Annotated in this window: 26 protein-coding genes and 1 pseudogene; 11 read left to right on the top strand and 16 right to left on the bottom strand. The window is 55.8% G+C overall.

Annotated features, from left to right (window positions below):
- Positions 1-44: 44 nt before the first annotated feature.
- The 7 genes from GYM47_RS18035 to GYM47_RS18005 are packed head-to-tail and all read right to left on the bottom strand — an operon-like array spanning position 45 to position 6,401.
- Positions 45-1,448, bottom strand: coding sequence for an ATP-binding protein (locus tag GYM47_RS18035; RefSeq protein ID WP_153843640.1), 1,404 nt, complete (start codon positions 1,446-1,448; stop codon positions 45-47).
- A complete protein-coding gene (locus GYM47_RS18030) occupies positions 1,445-2,122 on the bottom strand; it encodes a response regulator transcription factor (RefSeq protein ID WP_153843641.1) in 678 nt (225 codons plus the stop codon). The genes GYM47_RS18035 and GYM47_RS18030 overlap by 4 nt, the downstream gene beginning before the upstream one ends.
- Positions 2,123-2,144: 22 nt before the next feature.
- The gene (locus GYM47_RS18025; protein ID WP_231125632.1) at positions 2,145-2,822 is read right to left on the bottom strand and encodes a hypothetical protein; all 678 of its coding nucleotides are present in this window, start codon (positions 2,820-2,822) and stop codon (positions 2,145-2,147) included.
- Positions 2,819-3,646, bottom strand: a complete 828-nt coding sequence (locus GYM47_RS18020) for an SDR family oxidoreductase (RefSeq protein WP_153843642.1) — start codon at positions 3,644-3,646, stop codon at positions 2,819-2,821. The genes GYM47_RS18025 and GYM47_RS18020 overlap by 4 nt, the downstream gene beginning before the upstream one ends.
- Positions 3,633-4,325 carry an iron-containing redox enzyme family protein gene (locus GYM47_RS18015; RefSeq protein ID WP_058577348.1) on the bottom strand — a complete coding sequence of 231 codons (693 nt, stop codon included), beginning with the start codon at positions 4,323-4,325 and terminating at the stop codon, positions 3,633-3,635. Before GYM47_RS18015 ends, GYM47_RS18020 begins: the two co-directional genes overlap by 14 nt.
- On the bottom strand, positions 4,322-5,782 hold the full coding sequence (locus GYM47_RS18010) for an AMP-binding protein (RefSeq protein ID WP_153843643.1): 1,461 nt from the start codon (positions 5,780-5,782) through the stop codon (positions 4,322-4,324). Before GYM47_RS18010 ends, GYM47_RS18015 begins: the two co-directional genes overlap by 4 nt.
- Complete coding sequence (locus GYM47_RS18005) at positions 5,766-6,401, bottom strand: thermostable hemolysin (RefSeq protein ID WP_058577350.1); 636 nt, start codon at positions 6,399-6,401, stop codon at positions 5,766-5,768. Before GYM47_RS18005 ends, GYM47_RS18010 begins: the two co-directional genes overlap by 17 nt.
- Positions 6,402-6,533: 132 nt before the next feature.
- Here GYM47_RS18005 and GYM47_RS18000 point away from each other — a divergent pair, with 132 nt between their 5' ends.
- Together GYM47_RS18000 and GYM47_RS17995 are read left to right on the top strand one after the other, a co-directional pair.
- The gene (locus GYM47_RS18000; protein ID WP_153843644.1) at positions 6,534-7,430 is read left to right on the top strand and encodes a GNAT family N-acetyltransferase; all 897 of its coding nucleotides are present in this window, start codon (positions 6,534-6,536) and stop codon (positions 7,428-7,430) included.
- Positions 7,431-7,707: 277 nt separating this feature from the next.
- The gene (locus GYM47_RS17995; protein WP_058577352.1) at positions 7,708-8,535 is read left to right on the top strand and encodes a c-type cytochrome; all 828 of its coding nucleotides are present in this window, start codon (positions 7,708-7,710) and stop codon (positions 8,533-8,535) included.
- A gap of 114 nt (positions 8,536-8,649) precedes the next feature.
- Here the strand turns inward: GYM47_RS17995 and rep are convergent, their stop codons facing one another.
- Positions 8,650-10,719 carry a DNA helicase Rep gene (rep, locus tag GYM47_RS17990; RefSeq protein ID WP_153843645.1) on the bottom strand — a complete coding sequence of 690 codons (2,070 nt, stop codon included), beginning with the start codon at positions 10,717-10,719 and terminating at the stop codon, positions 8,650-8,652.
- A gap of 108 nt (positions 10,720-10,827) precedes the next feature.
- Between rep and GYM47_RS17985 the strand changes: the two genes are divergently transcribed.
- Entirely contained in the window at positions 10,828-11,298 is a 471-nt protein-coding gene (locus GYM47_RS17985) for a tRNA (cytidine(34)-2'-O)-methyltransferase (protein ID WP_153843646.1), read from the top strand.
- 2 nt (positions 11,299-11,300) lie between these two features.
- Here the strand turns inward: GYM47_RS17985 and pyrE are convergent, their stop codons facing one another.
- Entirely contained in the window at positions 11,301-11,966 is a 666-nt protein-coding gene (gene pyrE / locus GYM47_RS17980; RefSeq protein WP_153843666.1) for an orotate phosphoribosyltransferase, read from the bottom strand.
- A gap of 151 nt (positions 11,967-12,117) precedes the next feature.
- Between pyrE and GYM47_RS17975 the strand changes: the two genes are divergently transcribed.
- Complete coding sequence (locus GYM47_RS17975) at positions 12,118-12,885, top strand: exodeoxyribonuclease III (RefSeq protein ID WP_139526142.1); 768 nt, start codon at positions 12,118-12,120, stop codon at positions 12,883-12,885.
- A 69-nt stretch (positions 12,886-12,954) separates the two neighbouring features.
- On the opposite strand, the gene rph is transcribed toward GYM47_RS17975, so the two are convergent.
- Positions 12,955-13,692 carry a ribonuclease PH gene (gene rph, locus GYM47_RS17970; RefSeq protein ID WP_139526141.1) on the bottom strand — a complete coding sequence of 246 codons (738 nt, stop codon included), beginning with the start codon at positions 13,690-13,692 and terminating at the stop codon, positions 12,955-12,957.
- Between the two features lie 116 nt (positions 13,693-13,808).
- Here rph and GYM47_RS17965 point away from each other — a divergent pair, with 116 nt between their 5' ends.
- Complete coding sequence (locus GYM47_RS17965) at positions 13,809-14,687, top strand: YicC/YloC family endoribonuclease (protein ID WP_153843647.1); 879 nt, start codon at positions 13,809-13,811, stop codon at positions 14,685-14,687.
- A gap of 249 nt (positions 14,688-14,936) precedes the next feature.
- Complete coding sequence (locus GYM47_RS17960) at positions 14,937-16,205, top strand: tyrosine-type recombinase/integrase (RefSeq protein ID WP_153843648.1); 1,269 nt, start codon at positions 14,937-14,939, stop codon at positions 16,203-16,205.
- Here GYM47_RS17960 and GYM47_RS18615 read toward each other — a convergent pair.
- Positions 16,166-16,619 (bottom strand): annotated as a pseudogene (locus GYM47_RS18615) (transposase); the annotation flags it as partial. The gene GYM47_RS17960 and the pseudogene GYM47_RS18615 sit on opposite strands and share 40 nt — an antisense overlap.
- An 881-nt stretch (positions 16,620-17,500) precedes the next feature.
- Complete coding sequence (locus GYM47_RS17950) at positions 17,501-18,196, bottom strand: hypothetical protein (RefSeq protein ID WP_153843649.1); 696 nt, start codon at positions 18,194-18,196, stop codon at positions 17,501-17,503.
- Between the two features lie 320 nt (positions 18,197-18,516).
- Here GYM47_RS17950 and GYM47_RS17945 point away from each other — a divergent pair, with 320 nt between their 5' ends.
- The 4 genes from GYM47_RS17945 (at position 18,517) to nadS (ending at position 22,061) form a co-directional block, all read left to right on the top strand.
- On the top strand, positions 18,517-20,067 hold the full coding sequence (locus tag GYM47_RS17945) for a helix-turn-helix domain-containing protein (RefSeq protein ID WP_153843650.1): 1,551 nt from the start codon (positions 18,517-18,519) through the stop codon (positions 20,065-20,067).
- Positions 20,068-20,145: 78 nt separating this feature from the next.
- Complete coding sequence (locus tag GYM47_RS17940; RefSeq protein ID WP_153843651.1) at positions 20,146-20,346, top strand: helix-turn-helix transcriptional regulator; 201 nt, start codon at positions 20,146-20,148, stop codon at positions 20,344-20,346.
- 263 nt (positions 20,347-20,609) lie between these two features.
- Positions 20,610-21,320, top strand: coding sequence for an inovirus Gp2 family protein (locus GYM47_RS18610; protein WP_153843652.1), 711 nt, complete (start codon positions 20,610-20,612; stop codon positions 21,318-21,320).
- Between the two features lie 456 nt (positions 21,321-21,776).
- On the top strand, positions 21,777-22,061 hold the full coding sequence (gene nadS / locus GYM47_RS17925) for a NadS family protein (RefSeq protein ID WP_039181156.1): 285 nt from the start codon (positions 21,777-21,779) through the stop codon (positions 22,059-22,061).
- Positions 22,062-22,611: 550 nt separating this feature from the next.
- Here the strand turns inward: nadS and cls are convergent.
- Positions 22,612-24,090 carry a cardiolipin synthase gene (gene cls / locus GYM47_RS17920; protein WP_050980320.1) on the bottom strand — a complete coding sequence of 493 codons (1,479 nt, stop codon included), beginning with the start codon at positions 24,088-24,090 and terminating at the stop codon, positions 22,612-22,614.
- Positions 24,091-24,249: 159 nt separating this feature from the next.
- Between cls and GYM47_RS17915 the strand changes: the two genes are divergently transcribed.
- On the top strand, positions 24,250-25,068 hold the full coding sequence (locus GYM47_RS17915; protein WP_269202179.1) for an MFS transporter: 819 nt from the start codon (positions 24,250-24,252) through the stop codon (positions 25,066-25,068).
- A gap of 351 nt (positions 25,069-25,419) precedes the next feature.
- Here GYM47_RS17915 and GYM47_RS17910 read toward each other — a convergent pair whose 3' ends face one another.
- Genes GYM47_RS17910 through GYM47_RS17905 form a run of 3 tightly spaced genes read right to left on the bottom strand, consistent with a single transcriptional unit; the run spans position 25,420 to position 26,596 of the window.
- Positions 25,420-25,860, bottom strand: coding sequence for a DUF411 domain-containing protein (locus tag GYM47_RS17910; protein ID WP_008957442.1), 441 nt, complete (start codon positions 25,858-25,860; stop codon positions 25,420-25,422).
- A 13-nt stretch (positions 25,861-25,873) separates the two neighbouring features.
- A complete protein-coding gene (locus GYM47_RS18500) occupies positions 25,874-26,008 on the bottom strand; it encodes a hypothetical protein (RefSeq protein ID WP_008957443.1) in 135 nt (44 codons plus the stop codon).
- 36 nt (positions 26,009-26,044) lie between these two features.
- The gene (locus tag GYM47_RS17905; protein WP_153843653.1) at positions 26,045-26,596 is read right to left on the bottom strand and encodes a Spy/CpxP family protein refolding chaperone; all 552 of its coding nucleotides are present in this window, start codon (positions 26,594-26,596) and stop codon (positions 26,045-26,047) included.
- Positions 26,597-26,653: the final 57 nt, after the last annotated feature.

Genomic DNA, 26,653 nt, shown 5'->3' with positions numbered 1-26,653 from the left:
ATTCTTATCACAATCTTAAGACATCCCCCGTGTTACATTTTTTCTCATTCTTTTGCCTGGCGCTGCGTCAACGCATCTCTTGCCACGACCGCTCTCACCCGCAGGCCGCCGTTTGGAGCCTCTTCCAACCGCAACAAGCCTTCGTGGCGTTTGACCAAACGCTCGACGATGGAAAGCCCGAGCCCCGCACCCGCTCCCGGGCCTGCACGCTGGAAGCGTTCGATGACCCGACTGCGCGCTTGGGCGGGGATGCCCGGACCTTGATCGTCGACCATGATCGTCATCCCCTGGGGAGTCGCGTCGAGCGTCACCGTGATGGTGCTCTGATCTGGAGAGTGCTGTATCGCGTTACCCACCAGGTTTTGTATCAGCGTTTCGATGGCGCCGGGCTCCTCCTCCATACGCCAGTCGGCGTGCTCATCGGCATCGAGCAGCAGCTGTTGCTGGCGTTCGGCGGCCAGTGGCGAGAGCTTGGCCAGGGTTTCCTGGGTTTCCAGCAGGACGTTGGCGTAGCGTAGCTCTGGCAGCGGCTCCTCTTCGGGATCGAGGCGCGCCAGAGTAAGCAGCTGGGACACGAGACGCGTCGAGCGAGCCACCCCGCTGCGCAAGTGATGCAGCGACTCTTCACGATCTTCGGCGTTATCGGCCGCCAGGGCGTTCTGGGCATGAAGATCCAGCACGGCCAAGGGAGTGCGCAGCTCGTGGGCGGCATCGGCAATGAAGCGCTGTTCGCGCACGCGCAGTTGGCGCAGCCGCTCCAGCAGTCGATTCAGGGCGCCAGCGATGGTGCCCAACTCCTGGGGCATCGGATAGAGCGGTAATGGTTTGAGATTGTGCGGATCGCGGTTACGGATCTGCTCGGCCAGGCGAGACAAAGGTGCCAGCCCCCAGCCAATGGACCACCATAGCAGCAGCGTTAGAAAGGGCAGCCCGATGAGGTCGGGCATCAGGGTACGCAGCGCCACGGCGCTGATCAGCTCGCCACGCACGTCCTCGCGCTCGCTGACGACCACCCGTTTGGTGCTGTTGGGAACATCCAGCACGTACACGCGCCAAGCATACTCATTGACCGTGAGCGTCGAGTAACCGGCGGGTTGCTGAACCAATGGGGTGTGCGGCGCGCTGGCAGAGCGCAGCAGCAGACGGTCCTCTTCCCATAATTGAAAGGCGAGCTTGCTTTCGTAGCGATGGCCCGCAAAGCGTTTATCCGACTGCTCGGCGCGAAGCAATGCCTCTTCGAGGCTGTTCAGCAGAATGTCGCGGTCGTCATCGGGTAGCGGTGCTTGCAGCAGCCCTTCCAGCAGGCGCGCATTTTGGGCCAGGCTGGCATCGTAGAGTTCTTCGATTTCGTGCGCGGCATAGCGGTAGCTGATGAAGCCAATGACCAGCATGCTGACGCCAAACACCAAGAGTGCCAGCCCCAGCGTGCGTTGACGAATCGATGTCATGCCTCGTCCTTAGCGGGTTTGTCCATGACGTAGCCAATGCCGCGCACCGTGCGGATGGCATCGGAAAACAGCTTTCGCCGCAGATGGTGAATATGCACCTCGATGGCATTGCTCTCGACGTCCTCTTCCCAGCCGTAGACGAGCCGCGTGAGCGTGTCGCGGGTGAAGACGCGGCCGGGATGGCTCATGAACTCCTGCAGTAGCGTCAGCTCGCGGCGAGATAGCGTTACGGACGCCCCCTGGTAGCCAACGTGCAGCGTATGAGGATCTAGCGTAATCCCCCGATAGGTGAGCAGGCTGCTGGTTTGTCCTTGACTGCGCCGTAACAGAGCGCGCAAACGGGCCTTGAGCTCAGCCACCTCGAAGGGTTTGGTGAGGTAGTCGTCGGCCCCTGCGTCGAGCCCCGCGATGCGGTTATCCACCGCATCGCGGGCAGTGAGAACGAGAATGGGAACGTGACTGCCGTGACGACGCACGGCATTCAGCACTTCCATGCCGTCCAGGCGCGGTAATCCCAGGTCGAGAATCACCGCATCGAACGGCTCGCCCTCGGTGAGCGCATTGAGCGCGGTCGCCCCATCGCTCAGGTGGTCCACGGTGTAGTGTTCGGGCTTTAACGCCAAACGGATACCCGAGGCTAAGCTAGGGTCGTCTTCTACCAACAAAATGCGCATAAGGCTCCTTGTTCTATCGGGGCTATTCTAGCTCAGCGAGTAGCTGACGTATCTCGCCACGGCGGCCGCTATCGGCCAATTCGCGGCCCTCTCTGGGCGGTGCCAAGAGCGCACTCTCCAAGACTTGGCGTGCTTCGGCATCGCGGCCTTGCTCATGTAAATAGTCGCCCCAGAAATAGAGGCTGTCGATCCCTTCGGGATTAATGGCCAAAGCGCGCTGCAAATGCCACTCGGCTTTCTCGTCATCGCCGAACCCAATCGGCCAGCCGGGTACTTGGTAGTAGAGCGCTCCCAAGCTGGTATACGCCGAGCCTTCGAGCGCCAGCGGATCGAGCTCGAGCGCCGTCTCGAACTCTCGTTTGGCTTCCTTCACCAGTCCCAGCGCGCCCAGCCCACCATTGGCCCCCGCTTCGCTGGAGCGAACGATACCTGCCCAAATATGCAGCTCGGCAGCTTCCGGATAGCGCTCGACCCACTGGTCGGCGTCATCCCCTAACTGGCTCAAGGCGGCTTCTTGCTGCTCCTGTGGTAAGGCGTATTGAATCTCTGCCCAGCGCTGTTGTAACTCTGCTAGGGTGTCGGCGACTGTCGGCGTGTCGAGGTCGCTGGCAACGCTGGGCAGGCTGAACAGTCCAACAGCGGTGGCGAACAGCGTGCGACGCAAAGCCTTCGTAGTGAACATGTCGATCGAACGCGTCATGGTGTGGGCTCCTTCGAAGTCACAAAGCGGCGAATCATGGGAAGTTGACGTAGCAGGGCGCGATCCACCGCGCCTGGCCAAAGGGAGTTCAAGCGGGTAAAGAAACGCTCCTGTCGACCAATTTGCAGCTCCTCGCGGCGATGTTCGACAGCCCGGACGATTGCCAGCGCCACCGCGCTGGGCATATCGACGGCGTTACCCAGCGCCGCGTTCAGCGCGTCGGTTTGCGGCGAATTCATGGCAGTGCGCGTGGCGCGAGGAGCGATGTATATGACTCGTACCCGCGTATCGGCCAGTTCACGTCGTAACGCTTCGCTAAAGCCGCGTAGCGCGAACTTGGTGGCACAGTAGGAGACTTGGCCTGGATAACCCAACTGACCAAACGTAGAGCCGATCGTCACGATGGTCGCCTGGGGATGGGCCATCAGTTGCGGCAGCAGGGCGCGGGTCAGCTGCAGTGTGGCGGTCAGGTTGATGGTAATGAGCTGCTCGATGTCAGCGTCAGTGGTCGTGTCGAAAAAGCCTGTCTGATTGCTCCCCGCCGCATTGATCAGCATGTTGCAGCCAGCTAGATGAGCCGCTCCGATGAGGCGGTGGCGATCCTCGGCAAGGGTCAAGTCGGCGCACACCGCGTCGATGTGCTCGGGAAACTGCGCGACCAGCGCATCGAGTGCCGTTGGGTTGCGGCCCGTGATCAGTAGCCGTGCGCCACGCTGAACCAGTGCCTCGGCCAGGGCGGCACCGATGCCGCCGCTAGCCCCGGTCAACAGCACCCGCTGGTTGGCCCACCCGTCAGTCAGCGTCCCCTCGCTAGGCCAGCGCATGGCTCAGCTCCTCTGCCGCGCTGTGACCTGCACAGCGTGCCTCGATGCCTCTAAACATCGCGCCGTACAGGCGATAAAACATGTTGGCACTATCGATCACCACGGCCAGGTCCTCCGTGCCTAACCGATTGATCTGTTCTTCGAAAAACGCCAGGTGGCCAATATCCAGACTGCCGTGGGAAGTGAGATAGCGCACGGCGCTATCGGGCAGCGAGAGGCTCGCCTGTAAGCGTTCGGCGGCCTGGGTCGCCAGCGCCGTGCTGGTGCCCTCGAGTACCTGCACCATGCCAAAAAAGGCCACGGGATTACCATGCTCGACCGTATCGCGAATCCAGGCCACCATCAGCCGCGTGGCGGGGTCTGGGGTGGCCGCTGCGGCGGCGTCCGCGTTACCGCCAGCGGCGCGGATATCGTCCAGAATCCACTGCTCGTGGCCGTTCTCCTCTTCGATGTACTCGACCAGCGCAGTACGTAGCCAGTTCAGATGGTCAGGCAGTCGTGCACCGCAGGCCATCATCAGTGGTACGGTGAAGCGCACGTGGTGATACGCCTGGCCGAGAAACGCAAGATACTCCTCTCGTGTGACGTTACCCGCCAAGGCGCGATTGACGATGGGCGTCGTCAGTAGCCAATGACGTGCTTCTTGGGTGGCGTCTTGCAGCTGTTGGTAAGCGGTCATGGTGTTGCTCCTTCTTTGAGGGTGTGTGGGGCGCTCTGAAGCCAATGGCCATAGGCTGCCAAAAGCGTGTCGCGGCGCAGTCGGCCATTGGCTGTCAGTTGCTGGTTGTGCGGAGTAAAAGGGGCGGCACGCTGCCAGGCATGCACCTGGGCATAGTCGGGCAGCGCTCGATTGGCAGCCTCTATGGCTGCGCTAATATCGGCATCGGTGATGCGGGCAGAGGCGGGGACGATCAGCGCACGGTTAGCGGGCAATGCTTCGCCGTAGACCATGGCCTGTGCAATGACGGGCTGCGTGCAGAGCTCACCCTCGACCCACTGCGGATTGACGTTGCGCCCGTAAGCGGTGATGAACACCTCCCGTTGGCGGCCGTCGAGCAAAATCGCATCGCCGTGCCACTGACCGATATCGCCAGTGGCATACCACTCGCCATTGGGCGCTTCACCGAGATAGCCCAGCATCAGGGCGCCGCGCACGAGTAGTTGGCCGCTGTCATCCAGCCGAACCTGCGCGTGTGGCAACGGGCGGCCGACGCCGCAGTTCGGTTCGCCAGGCCGGTTCAGGCACACCACCGACGTACACTCCGATAAACCGTAGCCTTCGTACACCGGCCAGCCGCTTTGCTGGGCATTGGCCAGCAGGGTCGGTGCCACCGTCGCCCCGCCCACCGCCACAAAGCAGAGGCTACGGGGCGCCTTGGGGGCTTCATCCACCAGTGCCTGTAGCAGCTGTGGAACGGCGATCAGGCTATTGGGCTGGTAACGGTCGATTGCCTCGAGGGCGAGGGGAGCTTGAAAACCGCTAGCACCCTGCCAACCGAGTTCTACCATGCCGGGCAGTACGCTACAGGCCCCTAACCACAGCGGTAGGTAAAGGCCACCGATGTTTTCCAACAGCGTAGAGAGTGGCAGCAGTGCGAGATGACGACGGATATCGAGCGGTGCCACGACGCTGGCAAGGCTTTCCGTGACGGCCAGTAGCGCCTGATTATCCAAGCACACCCCTTTAGGCGCGCCGCTAGTGCCCGAGGTAAACGTGATGCGTGTGGTGCCTGTCTGTAACGCGGGGGGATGTTCGACGTGACGTCGCTGGATGGCAGCGTCGTCGCTGGGTTCAAAGCCGTAGGGGGCGCCGCCGTGGCCAATCCAGCTATCGAGACCGGCTTGCTGTACGATGTGGCGGCGCTGCTGGTCGCTGAAAAACTCGGGAATGGGCACGGCTACGCACGCTTCCATCATCAGCGCCAAGTCCCATAGTGCCCACTCCAAGCCGTTATCCAGCGCCAGGGCGACCCGCCGTGCGTCAACGTCGCGCAGCCGCTGGCGGCGGCGACCGATCTGCTCGAGCACGTCCGCGTACGAGAGCGCCAGACGTCCGTCGGTCAGTGCGATTCGTTGAGACGCGCGGGACGCATAGCGTTCGATACGTGCCAGTAAGGCGTTAGGCTGAGCGGGCATGGGCCACCTCCTGCCAAGTAAGGTTCGATGGCATACCAGAGGCCTGAAACGTGCGCATGGCGCGCTGTAAGTCGCCCGCCATCACCCACGGGTGATGCGCGTAATAGCGTCCCCACAGCGGAAGCTCATCCCCCAGGCGGGTCGGGTCGGCTGGGGTGATCGGTTGAGGCTCGAAGCCTAACCGACGCAGGCCGTTGGCGACTTCTGGGGTGGCCGTGAACAGCAGCCAAGCGATGCCTTCTGCGGCAAGCTGGTGGGCTAAATGGAGAAATAGTGGGCGCTGCAAGCCAGGGCGCAGGCTGGCTAAATTGCCGATCTCAGCGATATCCTGGCGGTGCGGAGCGCTACCGAAGCGTTCGTCGAGCACGTGCTCGGCGCGGGCATTCAAGTAGCGTTCTAAAAAAAGCGGTTCACCGTCGGCGACGCGTACGCCCACCGCGGCATGAGGCTGCTCGGCCTGCCACAGCCCGAACAGGCGCGGTAAAAAGTGCTGAATCGTGGCCTGATGTTGCTGAGCAAAACGCGCTCGTATCAGGTGCTTTAGCCGTGCGTGTTCCTGATCACTGAGTGCTTCTCGCCAGCATAACGGCGTTAGAGGCAGTGCACGTAGATGAGTCATCGGGCGATCTCCATCGTATTTCCCGACACTCTCGCTGAGCTTACTTAACGAAAACTTAAGCGGCTCGAAAAGGCCTACTACTCTTTCGTAGGGTGATCTATCTCAAAGGTCTACAAACCAAGGAAGTACACGGTGACGAATGACGCGCAGAGCCAGCACGCCAGCGGCCATCAGGTAATACCTTGCCCCGAGCATCGACGTCGCGAGGCGCTGCTGCATTTGGCAGCTGTTCATAATGCTACCCAGCAGGCGGATTTGCAGCACGCCCTGACCACGGCCCGCTCGGCCGATTGGCGAGGCCTATGGGTGGCCATGACGGGCGAGCATATTCTCGCGGCTGCTTGGGTGCAGCCGCTGTCGAGCCAAACGGCGCAGCTATGGTTGCCCAAGCACGTCGATGCCGCGCTGCCCTTGTTAAACGCCCTACGAGAGTGGATAAGGCGCGAGCCCATCGCGTTGTGCCACGTGGTACTACCCGCGCCGTGGGACGCATGGGAAAGAACGCTGGTTCATGGCGGAATGCGGGCCATGGCCACGCTGGAGCATCGGGTATGGACATGCCAAACTTCCGTTGCTCCCCAGCCATCGCTGGGGTTACGTCCGTTCACGATGTTTCCTCTGGCTGAGCAGCATGCTCTGTTGGCGCGGGTGGGGGAAGCGTCGTTGGATTGCCCAGCGCTGCGCGATGCACTGCCCGTGACGACTTTGCTGGCGGGGTTTCAGGCTCAGGCGGGGTCGTCTCAACCATCGCATTGGTTTGGGTTGACGTACCAGCAGCGAGAGGTGGGGGTATTGTTACTGGGCACCTCTTCCTCGCACTGGAGCCTGCAACTGATGGGGCTGGTGCCCGAATGGCGGGGCCAAGGGCTGGGGAGAGCCATCATCGGCCATGCGCAAACGTTGGCCGCCGAGGCTGGGGCGCAGAGCCTGAGCTTAACGGTCGATGCGCAAAACACACCCGCACGGCGTGTATATGACCACACAGGCTTCGAACTACGGGGGCGCGAGCGCCTGTTAGGGTGGTATTGAAGTCGTCTTCAGCGGTCGCAACGAATGAGCACCATTACCGTGGGTTGAATTGCCGCGCTTAGTAGCATTTTCTTACCCTTTATGTTCTCGGTATACTAACTCTATACGTATGTCTTGGCGTTTCGGTGTCCCGGTGGCAGCGTTCATCGACAGTGGCATGGCCGCACTTCGGCAAGAGCGGTGTCTCCAAGCGCTAGGTAGTCAGCATAAGCAAAAACGGACGCACTCGTTTTGAAGCGCAACGCGTTTATTACATAAAACTCAAGAGGTGGTGAGAGTGAAATCTAAGCTGATCATGAGCGGGCTGGCGGCCCTCGGCGTCATGGCAGGCACATCCGGTGCTTATGCCCAAGATGCAGCGCGTGACGCAATCGCTGAGCGCCTAGCGCCGGTAGGACAACTCTGCCTTCAAGGCCAAGACTGTGGTACGGCCGCAGCACCGGCCGCGGCCAGCAGTGGCGGTGGTGGTGAAATTGACGGTGCCGGTATTTACAACAACGTCTGTATGGCGTGCCACGAAACGGGCGCAGCCGGTGCCCCGGTACGTGGCGATGAAGCGGCCTGGGCCGAGCGCACCGAGCAAGGCTTTGACACCCTGCTAGACCACGCCATCAACGGTATTGGCGCGATGCCTGCCCGTGGCGGCAACCCCAACCTCTCTGACGAAGAGATGGAAGCCGCTGTTGCTCACTTGGTCTCTCCCGTGATGGAAGTCCCTGAACTGGGTGGCGGTGCAGAAGCAACAGCAGAAGCCGCCGACGAAGGCGCGAGCGACGACATGGCGGCTAACGAAGCAGCCACTGAAGCGCCCGCTGAGGAAGCCACTGCCGCCAGTGATGCCGAGGCAGCCGGTGGTGATAGCGGCTTAGACGGTGAAGCCCTCTACGCCAGCATTGGCTGCGCAGCGTGTCACGCCGCTGGTGTGGCGGGTGCCCCCGCCATCGGTGATGCGGAAGCCTGGGGCCCGCGCCTTGAGCAGGGTACCGACGCACTCTACCAAAGTGTTTTCAACGGTAAGGGCGTGATGCCGCCGCGCGGTGGCAGCAGCGCGTCCGATGAAGAGATCATGGCCGTCGTCGACTACATGGTCTCGCAAGTACAGTAAGTGGATACCTCACCCTAACCGTAGGGTGGGGGCATCATTCTTTATAAGATATCCACAGGTGGGCATTCAAAACCCCCTGTGGATATTTTTATGTGCGCCCTTTGCTTCGTACGCTCATCCCAGCAGCGAACGCAATCCGGCAATGGCATCTTTACCGCGTGCCTGCTTCTTCTCCGGGTCCTCTTTATCGGCGCGGCCCTCCCACTCCAAATCATCCGCGGGCAGCTCATCCAAAAAGCGGCTGGGCTGGCAGTCCATCAGCTCGCCATACGCCTTGCGCTGGCGGGCCAGCGTGAGCGTTAGCGTGCGCCGGGCGCGGGTAATACCCACGTAGGCCAAGCGGCGCTCCTCCTCCACGGTATCCATCTCGATGGCGTTGCGGTGGGGCAGTAGATCCTCTTCCAAACCCATCAAATACACGTGCGGAAACTCCAACCCTTTCGAGGCGTGCATGGTGAGGAGCTGCACGCGGTCCGAGTCATCCTCTTCTGCTTGCTGTTCGAGAATGTCGCGCAGCACCAGGCGGGAGATAGCCGCTTCCACGCCGTCGGTTTCTGTCTCGGTGGAAGCTGTGGCGTCTTCCGGGTCGCGGTCCAGCGATTTTTCCAGTTGGTCGATCAAGATCCACACGTTGGCCATGCGACGCTCGGCGATGGTGGGCGCGCTGGCGTTTTGATAGAGCCATGCTTCGTAATCCATATCCCGCAGCATATCGCGGATGGCGGCAATCGCATCGCCCTGGTCCATCCGTTTGCGTACGCCGTCGATGAAGTGGGTAAAGCGCGAGAGCCGCTCCACGGCGCGGGTGGGCAGCGTTTGCTCGAGCCCAAGTTCGTGGCAGGCGGCAAATAGCGAGATCGAGCGCTCGGTGGCATAGTTAGCGAGCTTTTCCAGCGTGCCGGGGCCAATTTCCCGCCGGGGCACGTTGACGATGCGCAAAAAGGCGTTGTCGTCGGCGGGGTTGATCAAAAGCCGCAGGTATGCCATGGCGTCTTTGATCTCGTTGCGGGAGAAAAACGACGTACCGCCGGAGAGCTTGTAGGGGATTTGATAGTGCTGCAGCTTCAGCTCCAGCAGCCGCGCCTGGAAGTTGCCCCGGTAAAGCACCGCAAAATCGCGCCACTCGGCGTTCTCTTTGATGCGCCGGGTGAGCATCTCGCTGGCCACCCGCTCGGCTTCGGCCTCTTCATGGCGGTTCACCACCACTCGAATCGGCGCGCCGTCGCCCATGTCCGACCACAGGGTTTTATCGTAGACGTGGGGGTTGTTGGCAATCAGCGTGTTGGCGGCACGCAGTATCGTGCCGGTAGAGCGGTAGTTCTGCTCCAGCTTGATGACCTTCAAACGGGGAAAATCCTCCCCTAGCGTGACCAGATTCTCCGGCCGCGCGCCCCGCCAGGCGTAAATCGACTGGTCGTCGTCGCCCACCACGGTAAAGGTGGCCCGTTCCGCCATCAGCAGTTTCACCAGCAGGTACTGGGAGACGTTGGTGTCCTGGTACTCATCCACCAGCATGTAGTGGATTTTACGCCGCCAGCGGGCCAGCGCCTCGGGGTCGCGCTGTAGAAGCACCACCGGGAGCAGGATCAGGTCGTCGAAATCCACCGCGTTGTAGGCTTTCAGGTGGCGAACGTAGGCTTCGTACACCCGCGCGGCGAAGTGCTCGTCATCGTCCGCCGCGAACGAGAGCGCCTCCCCCGGCAGTACCAAGTCGTTCTTCCACTGGGAAATCTTGGCCTGCACGGCGTTGATCTGCTCGGCATCGACCTGAGCGTCTTTATTCATCAAGTCGCGCAGCAGCGCCTTGGCGTCTTCCGGGTCGAAGAGTGAAAAGCCCGGCTTGTAGCCCAGCGTCTTCAGCTCGCCGCGAATGATGTTGAGCCCCAGGTTGTGGAAGGTCGAGACCGTCAGCCCGTGGCCCTCTTTGCCTTTCAGCATTTGGCCCACCCGCTCTTTCATCTCTCGGGCGGCCTTGTTGGTAAAGGTCACCGCCGCGATTTTGCGGGCGCTCATGCCGCACTCTTGCACGAGGTAGGCAATCTTGGTGGTGATCACGCTGGTTTTGCCCGACCCCGCGCCCGCCAACACCAGGCAGGGGCCATCGATGTAGCGCACCGCCTCTTGCTGGCGTGGGTTGAGCCCTTTGATACGGCTAAGAATGCTCTTTGGCGGTTGGGGCGTCATGGCGTAGGGTGACCTCTACAAGTGTTTCGGAGCGATTTCCATTACAATCAGCGGCGCTGACGAAGGCGCAGCGGGCAAATACAGCAGGTAACTCATAGGCAGGTGGTGATGTTTGAAGTAGCGCTATTCGAGCCGCGGATGGCTCCCAATACGGGCAACATTATGCGCCTGGTGGCGAACAACGGCTGCCGACTCCATTTGATCGAGCCGCTAGGCTTCGATCTCGAAGAGAAAAAGCTGCGCCGCGCGGGATTAGACTACCGCGACCTCGCCAACGTGACCCGACACGCGGATTTTACGGCGTTTTACACCGCCATGCAGGGGCGCACCATCTGGGCGATTACCACCAAGGGCACCCGCGCCCACAGCGATGCCAACTTCGCACCGGGGGATGTGCTGCTATTTGGTTCGGAAACCGCCGGGCTTTCCCCTGAGGTGCACGCCATGCTGCCTGCCGAGCATAAACTGCGTATTCCCATGCAGCCCAATAACCGTAGTTTGAATCTCTCCAACGCGGTAGCGGTGGTGAGTTATGAGGCGTGGCGCCAGCAGAATTACGCTGGCGCCCTCGCGATCTAGCTTTACCCGGCAATACCGTACTGGTCGCGGTAAGCGCGTACCGCATCAGCGTAGGCGAGCATCTCGCCGCCTGCGTGCTCTTCCAAATACGTGAGCACTTGTTCGAGGGTGACGATGCTGACCACCGGCATGCCGTACTGCGCCTGCACTTCTTGAATGGCGCTCTGTTCCCCCTGGCCGCGCTCCTGTCGGTCGAGGGCGATGATCACCCCGCCTGCCCGCGCGCCGCTTTGCTCGATCAGACTCATCACTTCACAGATGGCGGTCCCTGCGGTGATCACGTCATCGATGATCAAGATATCACCGGCCAGCGGAGCCCCTACGATGTTGCCGCCTTCGCCGTGGGTCTTGGCCTCTTTGCGGTTGAACGCGTAGGGCATGTCGCGGTCATGGTGGTCGGCCAGGGCCGCCGCGGTGACCGCCGCCAGCGGAATGCCCTTGTAGGCCGGGCCAAACAGTACGTCCGTTCGTAAACCGCTATCGACGATCGCCTGGGCGTAAAAGCGGCCCAGCTTGGCCAGCGCGCGGCCCGTTTGGAACAGCCCGGCGTTGAAAAAGTAAGGGCTTACTCGCCCCGACTTCAGCGTGAACTCGCCAAACTTGAGCACGCCCTGCTCAATAGCGAAGGCAATGAAATCGCGTTGGTAGGGTTGTAGAGTGGTGGCCACGGCGGTGTTCTCTTGTCGGTAGGGGTGGTCGATAAGAATGTAAGTCAAACGCAACAATAAAACGGGGCTAAATAGCAAGATTTGGTTTGTCTATTTACCCAAACGTCTAAACGTCGGGTATCATACAGCAGCGACGCAAAAGGGACGATTTATGAAAATTGCCAGCATCAATGTCAATGGTATACGTGATGCCGTCGACCGTGGCTTCCTGGACTGGCTGGCTCAGCAGGATGCCGACGTGGTCTGCGTGCAGAACATCAAGGCGAAAAGTTTCGAACTGGGTGACCATATCCTCTATCCGGAAGGCTATGAAGGCTACTTCCTGGATGCCGAGGAGGATGGTTTCGCCGGCGTGGCACTCTATTGCCGCAAAATTCCTAAAGCCATCATGTACGGCCTGGGATTCCCTCAGTGCGATCACGAAGGGCGCTTTCTGCAGGCGGACTACGACCGCTTCAGTATTGCCACCTTCCTGATGCCTGATGGCAGCGACCAAAAAGCCAAACAGGCGTTCATGGAGCAGTACCAAGAGTACCTGACGAAGATGTCGCGCAAGCGCCGCGAATACATCATCTGCGGCACCTGGCACATTGCCCACAAAACCGTCGATTTGGCCAACTGGTCGGACAACCAACTCACCTCCGGTTTCCGCCCGGAAGAGCGTGCCTGGATGGACCAGGTGCTTGGCCCCACCGGCTTTATCGACACCTTCCGCGAAATCAATCGCGACGCTGGCGAATACACCTGGTGGCCCAAGCTTGACCAAGACGTGCCTCGTGATCGCCAAGAGGGCTGGCGGATCGACTACCAGCTGGTCGGCCCCAACTTCCGTCGTCACGTGGTCGACGCGTGGATCGATTACGATGCGACCTTCTCCGAGTTCGCACCGCTGATCGTCGAGTACGATCTAGCGCTTTAAGCGTTAGCTACTTCCCGCGTCGCACCGCCAACAGGCCAGCTTACCGCTGGCCTGTTGCGTTTGGCTCGCTCAAGGTCGAATGCCCAGTGCTTCACGCTGCTTCTCGCGCAGCTCATTACCGGCTTTTTCGGCTAGGTCCAGCATGGCATTCAGCTCTTTACGGCTGAACGCGCCCGCTTCCGCCGTGCCTTGCACTTCGATCAGCTCAGCGTCTTCAGTCATCACCACGTTCAGGTCGGTGTCGGCCTTGCTGTCTTCGGGATAGTCCAGGTCCAGCACCGGCACGCCCTTGTAAATACCCACCGAGATCGCGCTGACCAGCTGCTTGAAGGGGTCGCCTTTGATCTTCTTCTCCCGCTGCAGATAGCGAATCGCGTCCACCAGCGCCACGCAGCCACCGGTAATCGCCGCCGTACGCGTGCCACCATCGGCTTGGATGACATCGCAATCCACTGTAATGGTGAATTCGCCCAGTTTCTTCAAATTCACCGCCGCGCGCAGGCTGCGGCCAATCAGCCGTTGAATCTCCAGCGTGCGGCCACCCTGTTTGCCGCGGGTCGCTTCGCGGCCGCTGCGGGAGTGGGTGGCGCGGGGTAGCATGCCGTACTCGGCGGTAATCCAGCCCTGATTCTTACCGCGCAGCCAGCGCGGCACGCCCGCTTCCACGCTCGCGTTGCACAGCACCTTGGTATCGCCAAACTCCACCAGCACGGAGCCTTCCGCATGGCGGGTGTAGTCACGGGTCAAGCGAATCTCACGGAGCTGGTCGGCCTCGCGACCGCTGGGGCGAACAACATCAGGACGCATAGCACCTCACATCATGTTAAAAGTGGAAAGCCCTCTATTGTACACGTCTGAGCGTGCGTGGATGGGCCTATCGGTTAGACTGTCCGGAATCACATTGATGGATAGGATGCTCACTTATGGCCGCTTCCCGCCACGTACATAGCATGACCGCTTTCGCCCGCACCGAGCAGGCCGCCCCGTTTGGCACCCTGCAGGTCGAGATTCGCTCGGTGAACCAGCGCTACCTGGAACCGCACTTTCGCCTACACGAAAGCCTGCGGGATCTAGAGCCGGTGCTGCGCGAAGCACTGCGCACGCGCCTGGCGCGTGGCAAGGTAGAGTGCAGCGTACGCTTTGAGAGCGCTGATACCGCCCAAGCACCGGCCGTGAACGCCCAGCGCCTAAAAGAGATAGCCGATGCCCTGGTCGCCATTCAGCAGCAGGTGCCCAGCGCCGTGCCGCCCACCACGCTAGCGCTGCTCAATCAGCCCGGCGTAATGGAAACCCAGCACCTCGACCAAGACGCCATCAAAGCCGCCGCCAACGCGCTGTTTGACCAAGCCTTGGATGAGCTGATCGACGCCCGCGCCCGCGAAGGCGACAAGCTCGCCGAGATGATCACCACCCGCCTGGACGCCGTCAGCGAGCAAGTGGCCACCGTACGCAGCCTGCTGCCGCAGATTCTGGAGCGCCAACGCGCCCAACTGCTGGAGCGTTTAGAAGTCGCCAAGACCGAACTCGACCCCCAGCGCCTGGAAGCCGAGCTGGTGCTGGTCGCCCAAAAAGCCGACGTGGACGAAGAGCTGGACCGCCTCACCGCGCATATCGACGAAGTGCGCCACCAGCTCGCCCAAAAAGGCCCCAAAGGCCGCCGCTTGGACTTCCTGATGCAGGAGCTCAACCGCGAAGCGAATACGCTCTCATCGAAATCCGTGGTGGCAGAGACCACCCGCTGCGCGGTGGAGCTGAAGGTGTTGATCGAGCAGATGCGGGAGCAGATTCAGAATATTGAGTGATGCCTATGGTCGTTTTTTTAATTCTATAAAATACTGTTTTATATATTTTTAATAAAATTAGTGTCTATGCTCGTCCACCGAAATCCCGCTTAATCCACCGCCAAGTGGGTAGTAAAGTGGGTAGTAAAATGCCATGCTATCCACCAGATGGGCGTATTTCTGAGGTTTTGCTACCCAATATTAATATAAGTATTTGAAATATAAATAAATATATGGTTTTAGACGTTGGCGGAGGGGGGGAGAAGAGCGATGGGGAGTTTTACTGCCAAGAAAATTCAATCATTGATCAGAGAAGCCAAGCCTGGGCGCTACGGTGATGGCAACGGTTTGTACTTGATGATTCCGAAGTCAGGAGCGGCCTATTGGATGTGCCGCTACACCTTCGCGGGTAAGCGTCGCGGTATGACACTGGGTAAATGCTCTGAACTCTCCTTGCTCGAAGCTCGTGAGCAAGTGGTTGAGACTCAGAAAGCCATTCGTAGCGGTACAGACCCTCTTGTAGAGCGCGTACGTGAAGAAAAAATAACCATTAGCACGGTGCAGGATCTGTTTGACGATTGGTATCAGGAGCTCGAGAAGCGACTCAAGCATCCCAACATCCCTAAACGCGTCTTTGAAAAGGATATTGCTCCTGCCATCGGTTCGCTAACGCTGGCTAGCGTTACCCCTATGGATGTGCGTACCATTATCAGAAGGGTAACTAACAGCGGTCGCCCAACCGTTGCAAATGACGCCTTGATGTACTTAAAACAGCTATTTAACCATGGCATCAAGCTAGGGTTTTTGACCTATAACCCTGCGTCTGCTTTCAACGTCAACGATGCGGGCGGGGTCGAGAAAAGCCGTGATAGAGCACTTAGCGTTGAAGAGCTCAGGTTTGCCTTTGAGGTTTTCAGAGAAAATCGCACTAGCTTTACGCGTGACAACTATCTCGCATGCGCACTGCTTGTTGTGCTTGGAGTGCGTAAAACAGAGCTCACTGAAGCCACGTGGTCAGAATTTGACTTGAACAATGCGAAATGGAACTTACCCGGAGAGCGCAGCAAATCGGGTGTGGGAATGGCGATTCCTTTGCCACCACAAGCAGTCGAGTGGTTAGAGGAGCTTCACATCCGTGCTTGTGGTTCACCTTACGTATTTCCTAGCCGTCGTAGCAGTAAGCAGCCCCATATGGGCAGGGATACACTCAATCGCGCCATTGCTAAGCTATTTGGTAAAGAACCAGGCAAGAAGCAGCAACCTGAAAATAGAATGGGTGATTTACCCGAGTTTACGGTGCATGACCTTAGGCGCACTTGCCGCAGTCTGTTGGCTGAGACCGGCGTACCTAGCCATGTGGCTGAGCGCTGTTTGAATCATAAGCTGAAAGGTGTTGAAGGCGTCTATGATCGGTATGATTATTATGAGGAACGAAAGCGTGCTTTGATAAAAGTAGCAAATTTAGTTAATTCTGTAATGCTACCAAGTTCCTGCACACCCTACGCTGCTAATGCTGGGTGTGCTCTGGGTGCCACATAGCCTAATGACTGATGTGGCCGTTCTTCGTTGTAATACTGGACCCAGCGATTCAAATCGGTGTACCCAAATACACTCCTCTTTCAAGGAGCGAAAGAAGCCTTCCACTAGGCCGTTCTGCTCTGGTGTGTAGGGCGTTGTATACTCCTGATTCAGTCCATAGGCCCTGACGGTGCTCGTGTAGTGCCGATTGCTGAACACCAGACCGTTGTCAGAGCGCAGTGCCAGAGATGAGTGAACACGCCCCAGCGCTCCCAGACGATAGATCAGCGCTTCTTCCAACGCCGCCTCAGCCGTCTTGCTACTGCCGTTGACCGATAACCGCCAGCCGAGGATCTCACGTGTACAGCAGTCAATGATGACCGTTAGGCTACCTATCCTTACTACACCATAGTGTGACAAGTCGGTTGCCCAACGCTCATCCGTCCTTGAGGAAGCTGACGGTAGGCTCCTGGCTCAAGACCGAAAGTCTTGAGGCCGCTTGCGTACCTGCCAAACCTTCAGTCGAAAGATGTGCTGTATAGGCTTGCGGTTCACACTCCAGACGGCGATAGCCGTATGTAGGAGAGTGCTCCAAGGCTAGTTTTACTTGGCTGACCAGCTCAGTATTGATCAAGCTGGGTTGGTTTATAACGTCCTCCTGATGGCTGCACTATAACCTGTGCAGCTACGAAGGGGCACTTCAATAGTTCAAGGGTAATCTAAAATACTTTTGGAATTTAATGGCTTCACCTTTTTCACAGTATTGATGTTATTGCTTTGATTGCTATGGTTTTCATGGGACTCAGCAGTGGATTATCACTAACCCAGCCAATAGCCTCAACCAACGCTAAATAGGAAATCGAATTAATTGTGAATCGCCAATGACGTTCTAGGCCATCGTGCGGACTTTAGTGTTATTTTTGATACCACCAGGAGCGTGTGTTTGCATTTTTAAAGTGAGCGATAAGGTGGTCTTAGTAAGGGCTTTTGTATTCTCCATAGAGGTTAAAGAGCTTGGTTTTTTCTCTGAAACCTCTAGCTAAATATTGAGTTTGACCATGATTCGTTAAAATAGAATTAAAACTTTTATTTACACTTCTTGAACTGCGATTTTTGTTAATTTTGCCTTGTCTGGTACGTGCTCATCACGTTAATAAGAGCCCTCCGTTAATCAAGTTGTAATAAGCCGAACTGTGTTTGCTCTGTGGAATTTCACGAAATAGGCAGTCTTTATGTTTAGGTTGATGTAAGTGTTAAGTGTGACGATATTGCTGAATTTCAGGTTGCCATCTTAAAGTTTTAATGATTGGCGTTTTTTAGTAGTAGTAAAAGCCATATTTACAACCTTTTTCTAAGGCTTTTTCAAGTGTTTCAGGGTTTATAGAGCCGTCAGGAGACTGCATGATAGAGATTGTAGTTGCTAGCTCTGTAACGCGTTCTCTGACTAATTTAAAATAAATGGTGCGTAGGTTAAAGTCTTTAGATGGATCTCCTCCGTTCTTCAGTACTTCAAGGCTACAGCGGTGGTTGATTTCGTTCATCAATTCATCGATCAAACTATCCACGTCACTTTGATGTATATATTGTTGTGCTATATCTAAAAACGAATCGCTTAAATTGCTGGTTTCTTTAGCTATAAAATTCTTTTTTCCCAGCGCCTCGTTAATAAGATCGCTGAGTGTTTGTGCTTGAGACTGTTTACGCTTTTTCGCTAAAAGCTTTAGTTGCTTTATTTTTTTCTCTGGGATTTGAAGAGAGACTGGGTTGCCATTCTTCTTACGGTATTGGTACGTATTCCAGGCTCCTTTCATTTGCCTGCTGGCTTCTCGATATTCAGCTTCATCAGGAAGCTTCTTCAAGCTTTTAGCCATCTCAACATAACCGTACTCAGCAGGCGGTTTTACCGAAATGAACGCCGTAGAACCTTTGAAAATCTTACGCGCCAAGTAACTAGCTATCCACTCCAGCTGAGCAGGATCACGAGTTACGATCCAATCGAAAGGTTGAGTCATGAACAATTTCCACTAGTGAATTAGATATATCTAATTTTTTTGAGTCGGCTGTCACATGTCAAATACATTGTACACATGCAATGTACGGTTTCAATGGTTAATTACAATGTAATAGAACAACGTAAAAAAATGAATCGATAAAAGTCCGTGAAATCGGATTTTTATTTTTTGTAGAATGCCGTAAGCTGCATGCTATGCACACATCCATTCTGACCTACAAGAACGCTCGCCTAACGCCCGAAGAACGATGGCTACTGATGCAGTGGGCGTCTGTGATAGGCGCTGACCAGAGCTTTGATGGCACTTTGAAGGATCTCTTCATGAGCCTAGGCATGACGTATGCGCAAGGCCGTCGAGCCTGGAGTTGTCTCATAAAAAAACACGGAGAAAGGCAAAACCAGTTTATTGAGATTGAGCGCCTACCTATTAAAGGACCAGGACGGCCAGCGGCACGTTATCGTTTATCAGCAAAGTTTGTGAAAGAACTACAGAAGTATCCGTTGTCTTCTACGCACCACGTAGAAGAAATAGCCACACTTACCAAAACGACCCTACTATCTGCTGAAAATAAAAATAAGGATCTGGTAAGAGATGGACGTCGCCGCCGTTCAAGGTTGACCTTGCCTAACCGGTGGCTATTAATGGTGTTGCTAGCTCATGCTGATACGCCAGGTGTAATAACCAGCCTTGGAATATCAACAATACGTCACCTCACTGGGATGTCACGCTCCCGCATAGATAGGCAACTGAAGAAATTGGTCGATTTAGGTATCGTTGCTCACCATGAGCCAGGGCGATACTCACACCAAGCTAAAAAACGCAAAACCTCTATTTATCTGCTTGATTTAGCCCACCCCTCATTTGGAAAACACACAAGAACGCCCATTACAATTGTGTCGCCGCCTTCAAGCACCAAACCCGAGGTAACGGAATCAACAAAAGGTGAAATAAAAAGAACGGAGTTAGTCGGTGGAATAGTGGATGCAGTGATGACTGCAGGGGTATGCAGCTTGCAAATCGAAGCATTGTTGAAGGAGTACAATGCCAACAAGGGTTCTGATAGTACCGTGTCAGACGATACTAAGGATGAATCAAAACGAGAGCATGATCCTTATCGCGAGGCTAAAAAATACCAAGAGAGATACAACGAAATCAAAATGGTTTTTGACCTGGCGCTATCAATGCTGCCAAGCACACGTTATCTAGAAGGTGGCGTTGAAGAACTTCTTAAGCGCTACGATGTGGAGGATGCAAACTGGTTACTTACCAGTGTTCATATCGATACTTGTCGTCTGCTAACTTCCTCCTGGAATGAATTGAAAGAAGGTTGTTCCGGGCCTGAACAGCCACAACATGACGTTATAGTGGCGACTGCTCGTCGTTTAGGCATAACGCCTGAATATGTGATCGAAACGAAACCTGAGCAGGAGTCAGAATGGGCGTCTGAAAAAGCAGACAACTATACAAAGGCCTTGGACGATAAGCCTCCCACAGTAGAACCAATAACAGAACAATTCTCTTATCACCCCTTGGCGCTACTGTTTTATGCCCTGTCACATCACCTAGCCAAACAGCTTCAGCGTGACATCATCCGTAATGGACACGGAGACGACGAATCAATGACCTACATGCTTGTGCCTGTTTTTCCCAATTCACCTAACGGCTCGACCTTACCCGCGTTTCAACTACGTAGCTATGGCCTGCGTTCCGAAGATGCCGGTAAAGAGCCAACGACCACTATATCCCGCAGCCCTGTCAGCGAGGATCTAAAAACCTATTGGCAAACACATCATCAGGATTGCCTTTCAGCTATCAATGATGAGCCAGATGATGGCACAGAGTCTGACGCTCAAGAGCCGAGCGACGCATGACCACCAGTAGCCAAAGTCACTCTCCAATTAAAAAATACTCACCAGCCTCATCTCATGAACGAATAACAGGAGTTCGTCATGAGCAACCGACTCATCCGCATCAAAGACGTCATGGATCGCACCGGGCTGGCTAGATCGACGGTCTACAAGTACATCAACCTTGGGCAGTTCCCTCAGCCCATCAAGCTGGGCACTCGGGCTGTTGCCTGGGTCGAGCGCGAGGTGGAAGCCTGGATCTGCGAAAGCATCGAGCGCAGAGATCAAGTAGTGCTGAAGTAACTCAACCTTTCCTCATTTAATTGAAGAGTGATTATTCGCTAACGGCGACTCACTCCCACCAGCAACCATCAGTACCTATCGGTCACTACCCATTCCCAAGAACCTTGTTTAATTATTATTATTTAAATCAATTAGTTAAATCAAAGGGTAATGGAAGGGGCATCAAGCCCCGTACCTGAGTAGCGAGCGTAAAGGTAGCCATCCACACGTATCCGTCTCAATGAATCCAGCCTCCGCTGGAGGCTTCGTCGTGCCTGACATACATGCTCATGCCTCCGAAGGCATGGGTCGATCTCACTATCGAGGTAATTAAAATGCTTCAACGACACCCATCAAACGCTAATTTGTGCTTGAACGCTGCTCCTACCTTCAACGGGCTTGCTCTCCAAGTGAAACACCTCCCAATGGCCGATGAATACCTTCAGGCCCTTTACAATACAATGCACAAGGCTCTCGCTGACTACCCTCGCGTGCTAGCCTTCAGAGTCGATCCTGTCATTCCTACAACGATAAGTGACCGGATGAGGCCGGAGGATCACAAAGGCCTTATCGCAAGGTTCATCGCTTCCTTTAAAGCGATTATCAAACATGATCGTGAGAGTAAACGCCAAGCTGGCTGGGTGCCTGACACTAAGGTGCGCTACGTGTGGTGTCGGGAGATTGGCCTTAACGGCAAGCCGCACTATCACTTCTTCTTCCTACTGAATCGTGACGCGTATCACATGCCAGGTAAGGCAGGCTCTCAAAACGAGAACCTTATCAGCCGTGTGTCACGTGCTTGGTACAGCGCGCTGGGAATCACTTGGAACCCTCAAGAGCCATGGGTACACATACCTGATAACCCGTACTACTGGATCGACCGAGGTGACCTGACTAGCTTTGAGCAGGCTTTCACACGCGCTTCGTATCTCTGCAAAGCGAATACAAAGCAGTATGGGCTAGGTGTACGAGCGTTTGGCACCAGTCGCCACTGAAAGCCTCGTTACGATCATTGAGCAAGGCTGCTAAGCAGCGCTTTGCCCCCATGCCCCCACACCGCTAAACTCGGTTCACTATTTTGTTGGGGCGATGTATCAGCCATGCCCACGGTTACTGCCATACATGGAATCATCAATGAGCCACACCGTTACGCTGCAACAGCTGGAAACCCCAGTAGGACTTTAACCTGTGAGCAAGGGATTATGAGTGCAACCAAACAAACTTTGGGATCGCGCCTGCAATGCGGAAACCAAGAATTATCAATACGTTATCTTTTCCAGGGATTACATTACTCACATGTCTTTCATCCTGTTAGCAGCCAGATGACAACCAGGCGGCGACCATATATCTGTGATATTGGCCTACCCTAAGAACATGAAGGACAACATAACACTTGCTGAAAAGGCCGCATTGAAAACACTGACCCACCAATTAAAGGAGGAAGTTTCTGGATGAGCATTTTTGACGAACTCCAAACATCGCTGCAGGAAGCCGTTGAGATTAATCAGGGCAACACTGAGGCTAGCCGCACAGCACGCCATGAAGTAGCCGATGTAAAAGCCATTCGTACCAAGCTCAATGTTTCTCAGGCGGAATTTGCCAGCGCAATGGGAACCAGCGTGGATACGATCAAAAGCTGGGAAGGCAAACGTAATAATCCTACGGGGCTAGCCGCTAAGGTACTGGCGACGATTCGGAATAACCCAGACTTTTTCAATGAAATTGCTTCACACTAACACCTACTTTCCTGACATAAGAATAATGGTAATTTGACGTGAGTGTGAAAAGCGCATTCTTAGACGCGCACTCCCGGAAAAATTGCGCCATCACCTGAAGCCCTTGAATCCGCATGCGAATACAATGGCCTTGTTCAGCCAGCTACATACTACTGTCAACCACCGTAAGGTTGTCTTGGTCTGCGCAACAATATCTTCTTCATTAACTAAGACCCTCTCCTAGGGAATCTGCGCAGTCAACGAATCGGAGGCGTCCAATAGCCTGCTCGTCACAGAGTCAACAGCCGTTGCACAGATCTCGTTACGGTTGTACCAGACCCTAACGAGTTTAATGGCGTACAGTTACCACACCAGCCCGAGCCAACTCGGTGAATCGCATTACCTTTTCTTCAACTGTTCATTTTATTTCAGCTTAAAACCGAGAGGTTGCCTGAAGTTTACTATCTGGATTGAGTATTGCACGAGGGGCTTTCATCATGGCCTGAAACTCCAAAGCGAAGACTTGAATGCAAAATCACAGGCCAGCGGGCAATAGAGTGATCAAGCACACTCATAAGACCGGCGCAAACAAATAGGCCGCTCGAGCCGCCACCCGATGCCAAAGCGGCTTATCGCTGATCTCTTCTGGCTGCATCTGCCGTGCCCGCGCGAAATCCGCCTTGAACATCGCATCAACCTCGGCGGCAAAGTCGGCGTCCATCACCATCGCCGTCACCTCGAAGTTGAGTCGAAAGGAGCGGTTGTCGAGGTTAACGGTACCCACTGCCGCACCGATTTCGTCAACCAAAAAGGCTTTGCCATGTAAGAAGCCCCCCTCGTAGCGATAGACCTCGACCCCCGCCTCGAGAAGCGAATCGAGAAAGGCATAGGCCGCAAAGTAGGTTAGAAGGTTATCTGGACGTTCGGGAATCAGGATTTTCACCTCTACTCCGCTTAACGAGGCTAGTTTAAGCATCGCCAGCACCCCCTCATCTGGCACAAAGTAGGGACTGGATATCCAGATACGCTCTTGCGCGGCGTGAATTGCCTGTTGAATCATCAGACTAGCCGTCTCAAATCGGTCTGCGGGCCCACTCGGAAGAATGAGCACCGGTGTACCATGGCCGCTTGGAATTAGCGGTGACCAGGGAAGCTCGGGGATTTCCTCAGTCGCCCAGTGCCAATCTTCAAGAAACACCAGCTGCAGCGCCAAGGCCGCAGGCCCCTCAATCATTAGGTGGGTATCACGCCACGGGCCAATTCGTGGGTGGCCTTCCAAGTATTCATCGCCAACATTGAATCCACCGACCCAAGCTCTTTCCCCATCGGCCACCATTATCTTGCGATGGTTGCGAAAGTTGAGCTGGAAGCGATTACCTGTCCCCCGCGTAGAATGAAAGCGATGTACTCGAACACCCGCCTCTTCCAGCGTCTGGAGATAGTGGCTCGGCAACGCATAACTTCCAATTTCATCGTATAGAAAGAAGACCTCCACGCCCTGCCTAGCCTTCTCAATCAGCCGTGCCTGCAGCGCCAATCCCACTGCATCAGCCCGAACGATATAAAACTGCACAAGCAGATAGCGCTCAGCAGCATCAATACCGGCAAACAAGCTCTCGAAGGTCTGCTCACCGTCGATCAGCAGTTCCACCCGGTTGCCACCTAGAAACGGCAGCTTGGCCAGCTGTTCGACACCCACCAGATGCTTGTCAGCGTGTTCATCCGAAACCCCATGAGCCCGCAGCTCGGCCAGTTTTTCAGCAAGCGCCTGCCCCAACACCGAGTTCTCGTCGCGTCGTGCAGAGACATAGCCCTGGAATTTCGTGCGGCCGAACACCCAGTAGGCTGGCACCGCCACATAGGGCAATGTGTTTAGTGAAACGATCCAGGCCACAGCTCCCTGAGAGGTACGGCTCGACATCATCGCATCCAGTGACGACACAAACCCAACCAGATGAGCAACTCCCACCACGAGCAGTAAACGACGCCAGAATCGACGTCGCCTGGAGGGCAGCGTTACTGCCCCCGGCTTTTCCCTTTCATCGCTCATGCTCCCCCTAAACCACCTTTTCTTCGCTGTAAAATCAGTTTTATCATTGCCGCAACCTGAACGGTAAAGACAATACTCACGAGCCCTACAAACCAGAACCGAAACCAATTGGGCCCAGACACCCCACTCTGGAAAATCTCTGCCGCCCTGGTTATATCGGTGATCCTGCCTGCGTCTCACCCCCTAGAGGAAGCCCCCGGCGTCTGGCGTCGCGTTACTCATGGTATGCGGATTTACCTGAAGACGCCCCGGTTGCGCGGGCTACTGGCGTTGAACCTGGCTGTTTCAGCCGCCGGGACCATGCAGATCGTCAACACGGTGGTACTCGTACGCTCGGTGTTGAATTTGGGCGAGAAAGAAGTCGCACTGGCCTTTGCCGCCGCAGGCGGGGGCTCCATGCTAATAGCCTTACTGCTGCCCAAGGTGCTGGAACGGGTGTCCGAGCGGCCAGTCATGCTGCTGGGTGGCGTTATGATGGCACTCAGCCTCTACCTGGGCTGGCTGGGCCCATCGTTTGCGGGGCTTGTCGGGCTATGGTTACTGCTGGGCGCTGGGGCCTCGTTGGTCATGACCCCCACCGGGCGCCTGCTCAAACGTTCATGCCAGCCGGAGGAGCGTCCAGCGCTGTTTGCTGCCCAGTTCTCGTTGTCACACAGCTGTTGGCTAGTCACCTATCCGTTGGCAGGCTGGCTGGGAGTGAACCTGGGACTGACGGGTACGTTCGCTTTGCTGGGAACGGTGGCCCTGGCGGCAACGGGGCTCGCGGCCCTTATCTGGCACGCACATGACCCGATGGCTCTTGAGCACGAGCACGCTGCCCAAAGTCACACCCACCTGCACTACCACGATGAACATCATCAGCACGAACATGAGGGATGGGAGGGGCCGGAACCTCATCGCCATTCCCACCATCATTCCCCAGGCTCACATGGGCACGTCTTTGTTATCGATGACCACCATTCCCATTGGCCATCGTAAAACGAGTAAGGACGCGGGCTTGGGAAATAAACGTGGGATGCGAACTGCCAATCTTACTAACGCGGGTATACAACATGCTCACCTTTTATTAAGGCGTAATATTAATAGGAGGTTTTTGCGCAAAGTAAGCTTTAACAGGCTTGCTAGTGTGGCAATGTGTAGGTGTAAAGAAAACGACGCAATCTTATTTTTAGCTTACCGTAACGAATCGACCCGTAACGCACTAGCAAAGTAAATCCTAAGTTTAATACAGCGCTTTCGTTTTAGTAATGTATGACTTGAATGCGCCTGCTGTACTACAAGAGTCCGTTAGAACGGCGTGCAGACAGCAGGCGAGCTTTTATCACCCTACTAAAGGGTCATAAATGGCTCATCTTCCTGGCCTGTAAACGTGTACACATTGTAAGGGCTTTCTTGTGGCCCCGGCATACCCGGTGTGCCAATGGGCATACCCGCCAAACCGATACCGTCAATATCGGGTTGTTCCTCAAACAGCGCCTGCACGGCTTCCATTGGAACGTGGCCTTCGATCCAATACTCGCCCATCTCAATGGTATGGCATGAACCCAGGCCATAGGGCACGCCTGCCTGCTGCTTAATATCACCCAGCTCTACATCGTCAATAATCGTCACTTCTACGCCGAGCTCTTCAAGATGGCGTGCATAAGCGTCACAGCAGCCGCACTGGGGGTTTTTATACAATGTTGCCTCTGGCGGTAACGCCGCCTGGGCGGAGACCGCCCCAAGCAGCATGGAACCAGAGAGTAAAAGCTTGGTGCTCATATGTTGCATTATTTTCAACTCCTTAGCGTGAACGACTGAAGAGGTATTTTGCCAGCGAAGCGATCGCCAAGCCAATTAATAACAGCATGGCCAGGGGCATCAACCAGCCTAGCCACCCCATTGACCCCATAAAAGCAAAACATTCCGCGTTCATCATGCCATCACTCCTAAAAAAAGAGGCAATCGCCAAGGCTTATTGCGGGCCATGGTGGCTGGGCATGCTTCCTCTCATCTGTTCACGCTGCTCATCGGTCAGTAAGTCCTGCATCTGATTATGCATGCGCACGTTATCAGCCATCATATCGCCATGAAGGTTGGCCATTTGAGCATGCAGCGCCTTTATTTCCTCTGGTTCAGGGCGTTCAGTCTGCATGGTTTGCATCATGTCGTCGCGCAGGTTCATCAATTCGCCCATCCGCTCAAGCTGGGCCGCGCGGTGTTCTTGGCGCATCTCACGCATGGTACTCATCTGCTGCTCGTCGAGCATACCGCCAATGCCGAACATACTCCCCATGCCTTCCATCATTGGACAAGGCATCATCCCGCTTTGCCCTCCCATCATCATTCCTGGGTACATGCCTTCTTGACTGCCCATCATCATGCCCGAACCCATACCGACTTGGCCGTCCATCATATTGCCCTGACCTTGGGCGCCTTGGCTCATACCTTGAGCGAAGATGGCGCTGCTGGGGACACTGAGGCTTGCAGCCAGACCAATGACAAAGATCATCTTGTGCTTAACCATGATATTTCCTCTTATCATGTTGCTGGTCGAGACATCGCCTTATCCATTAAAAATGGA

Source organism: Vreelandella piezotolerans (assembly GCF_012427705.1).
Taxonomy (GTDB): Bacteria; Pseudomonadota; Gammaproteobacteria; order Pseudomonadales; family Halomonadaceae; genus Vreelandella; species Vreelandella piezotolerans.
Note: the sequence above shows the minus strand (reverse complement) of the source record. Positions and strands in the feature narration are given on the sequence as shown.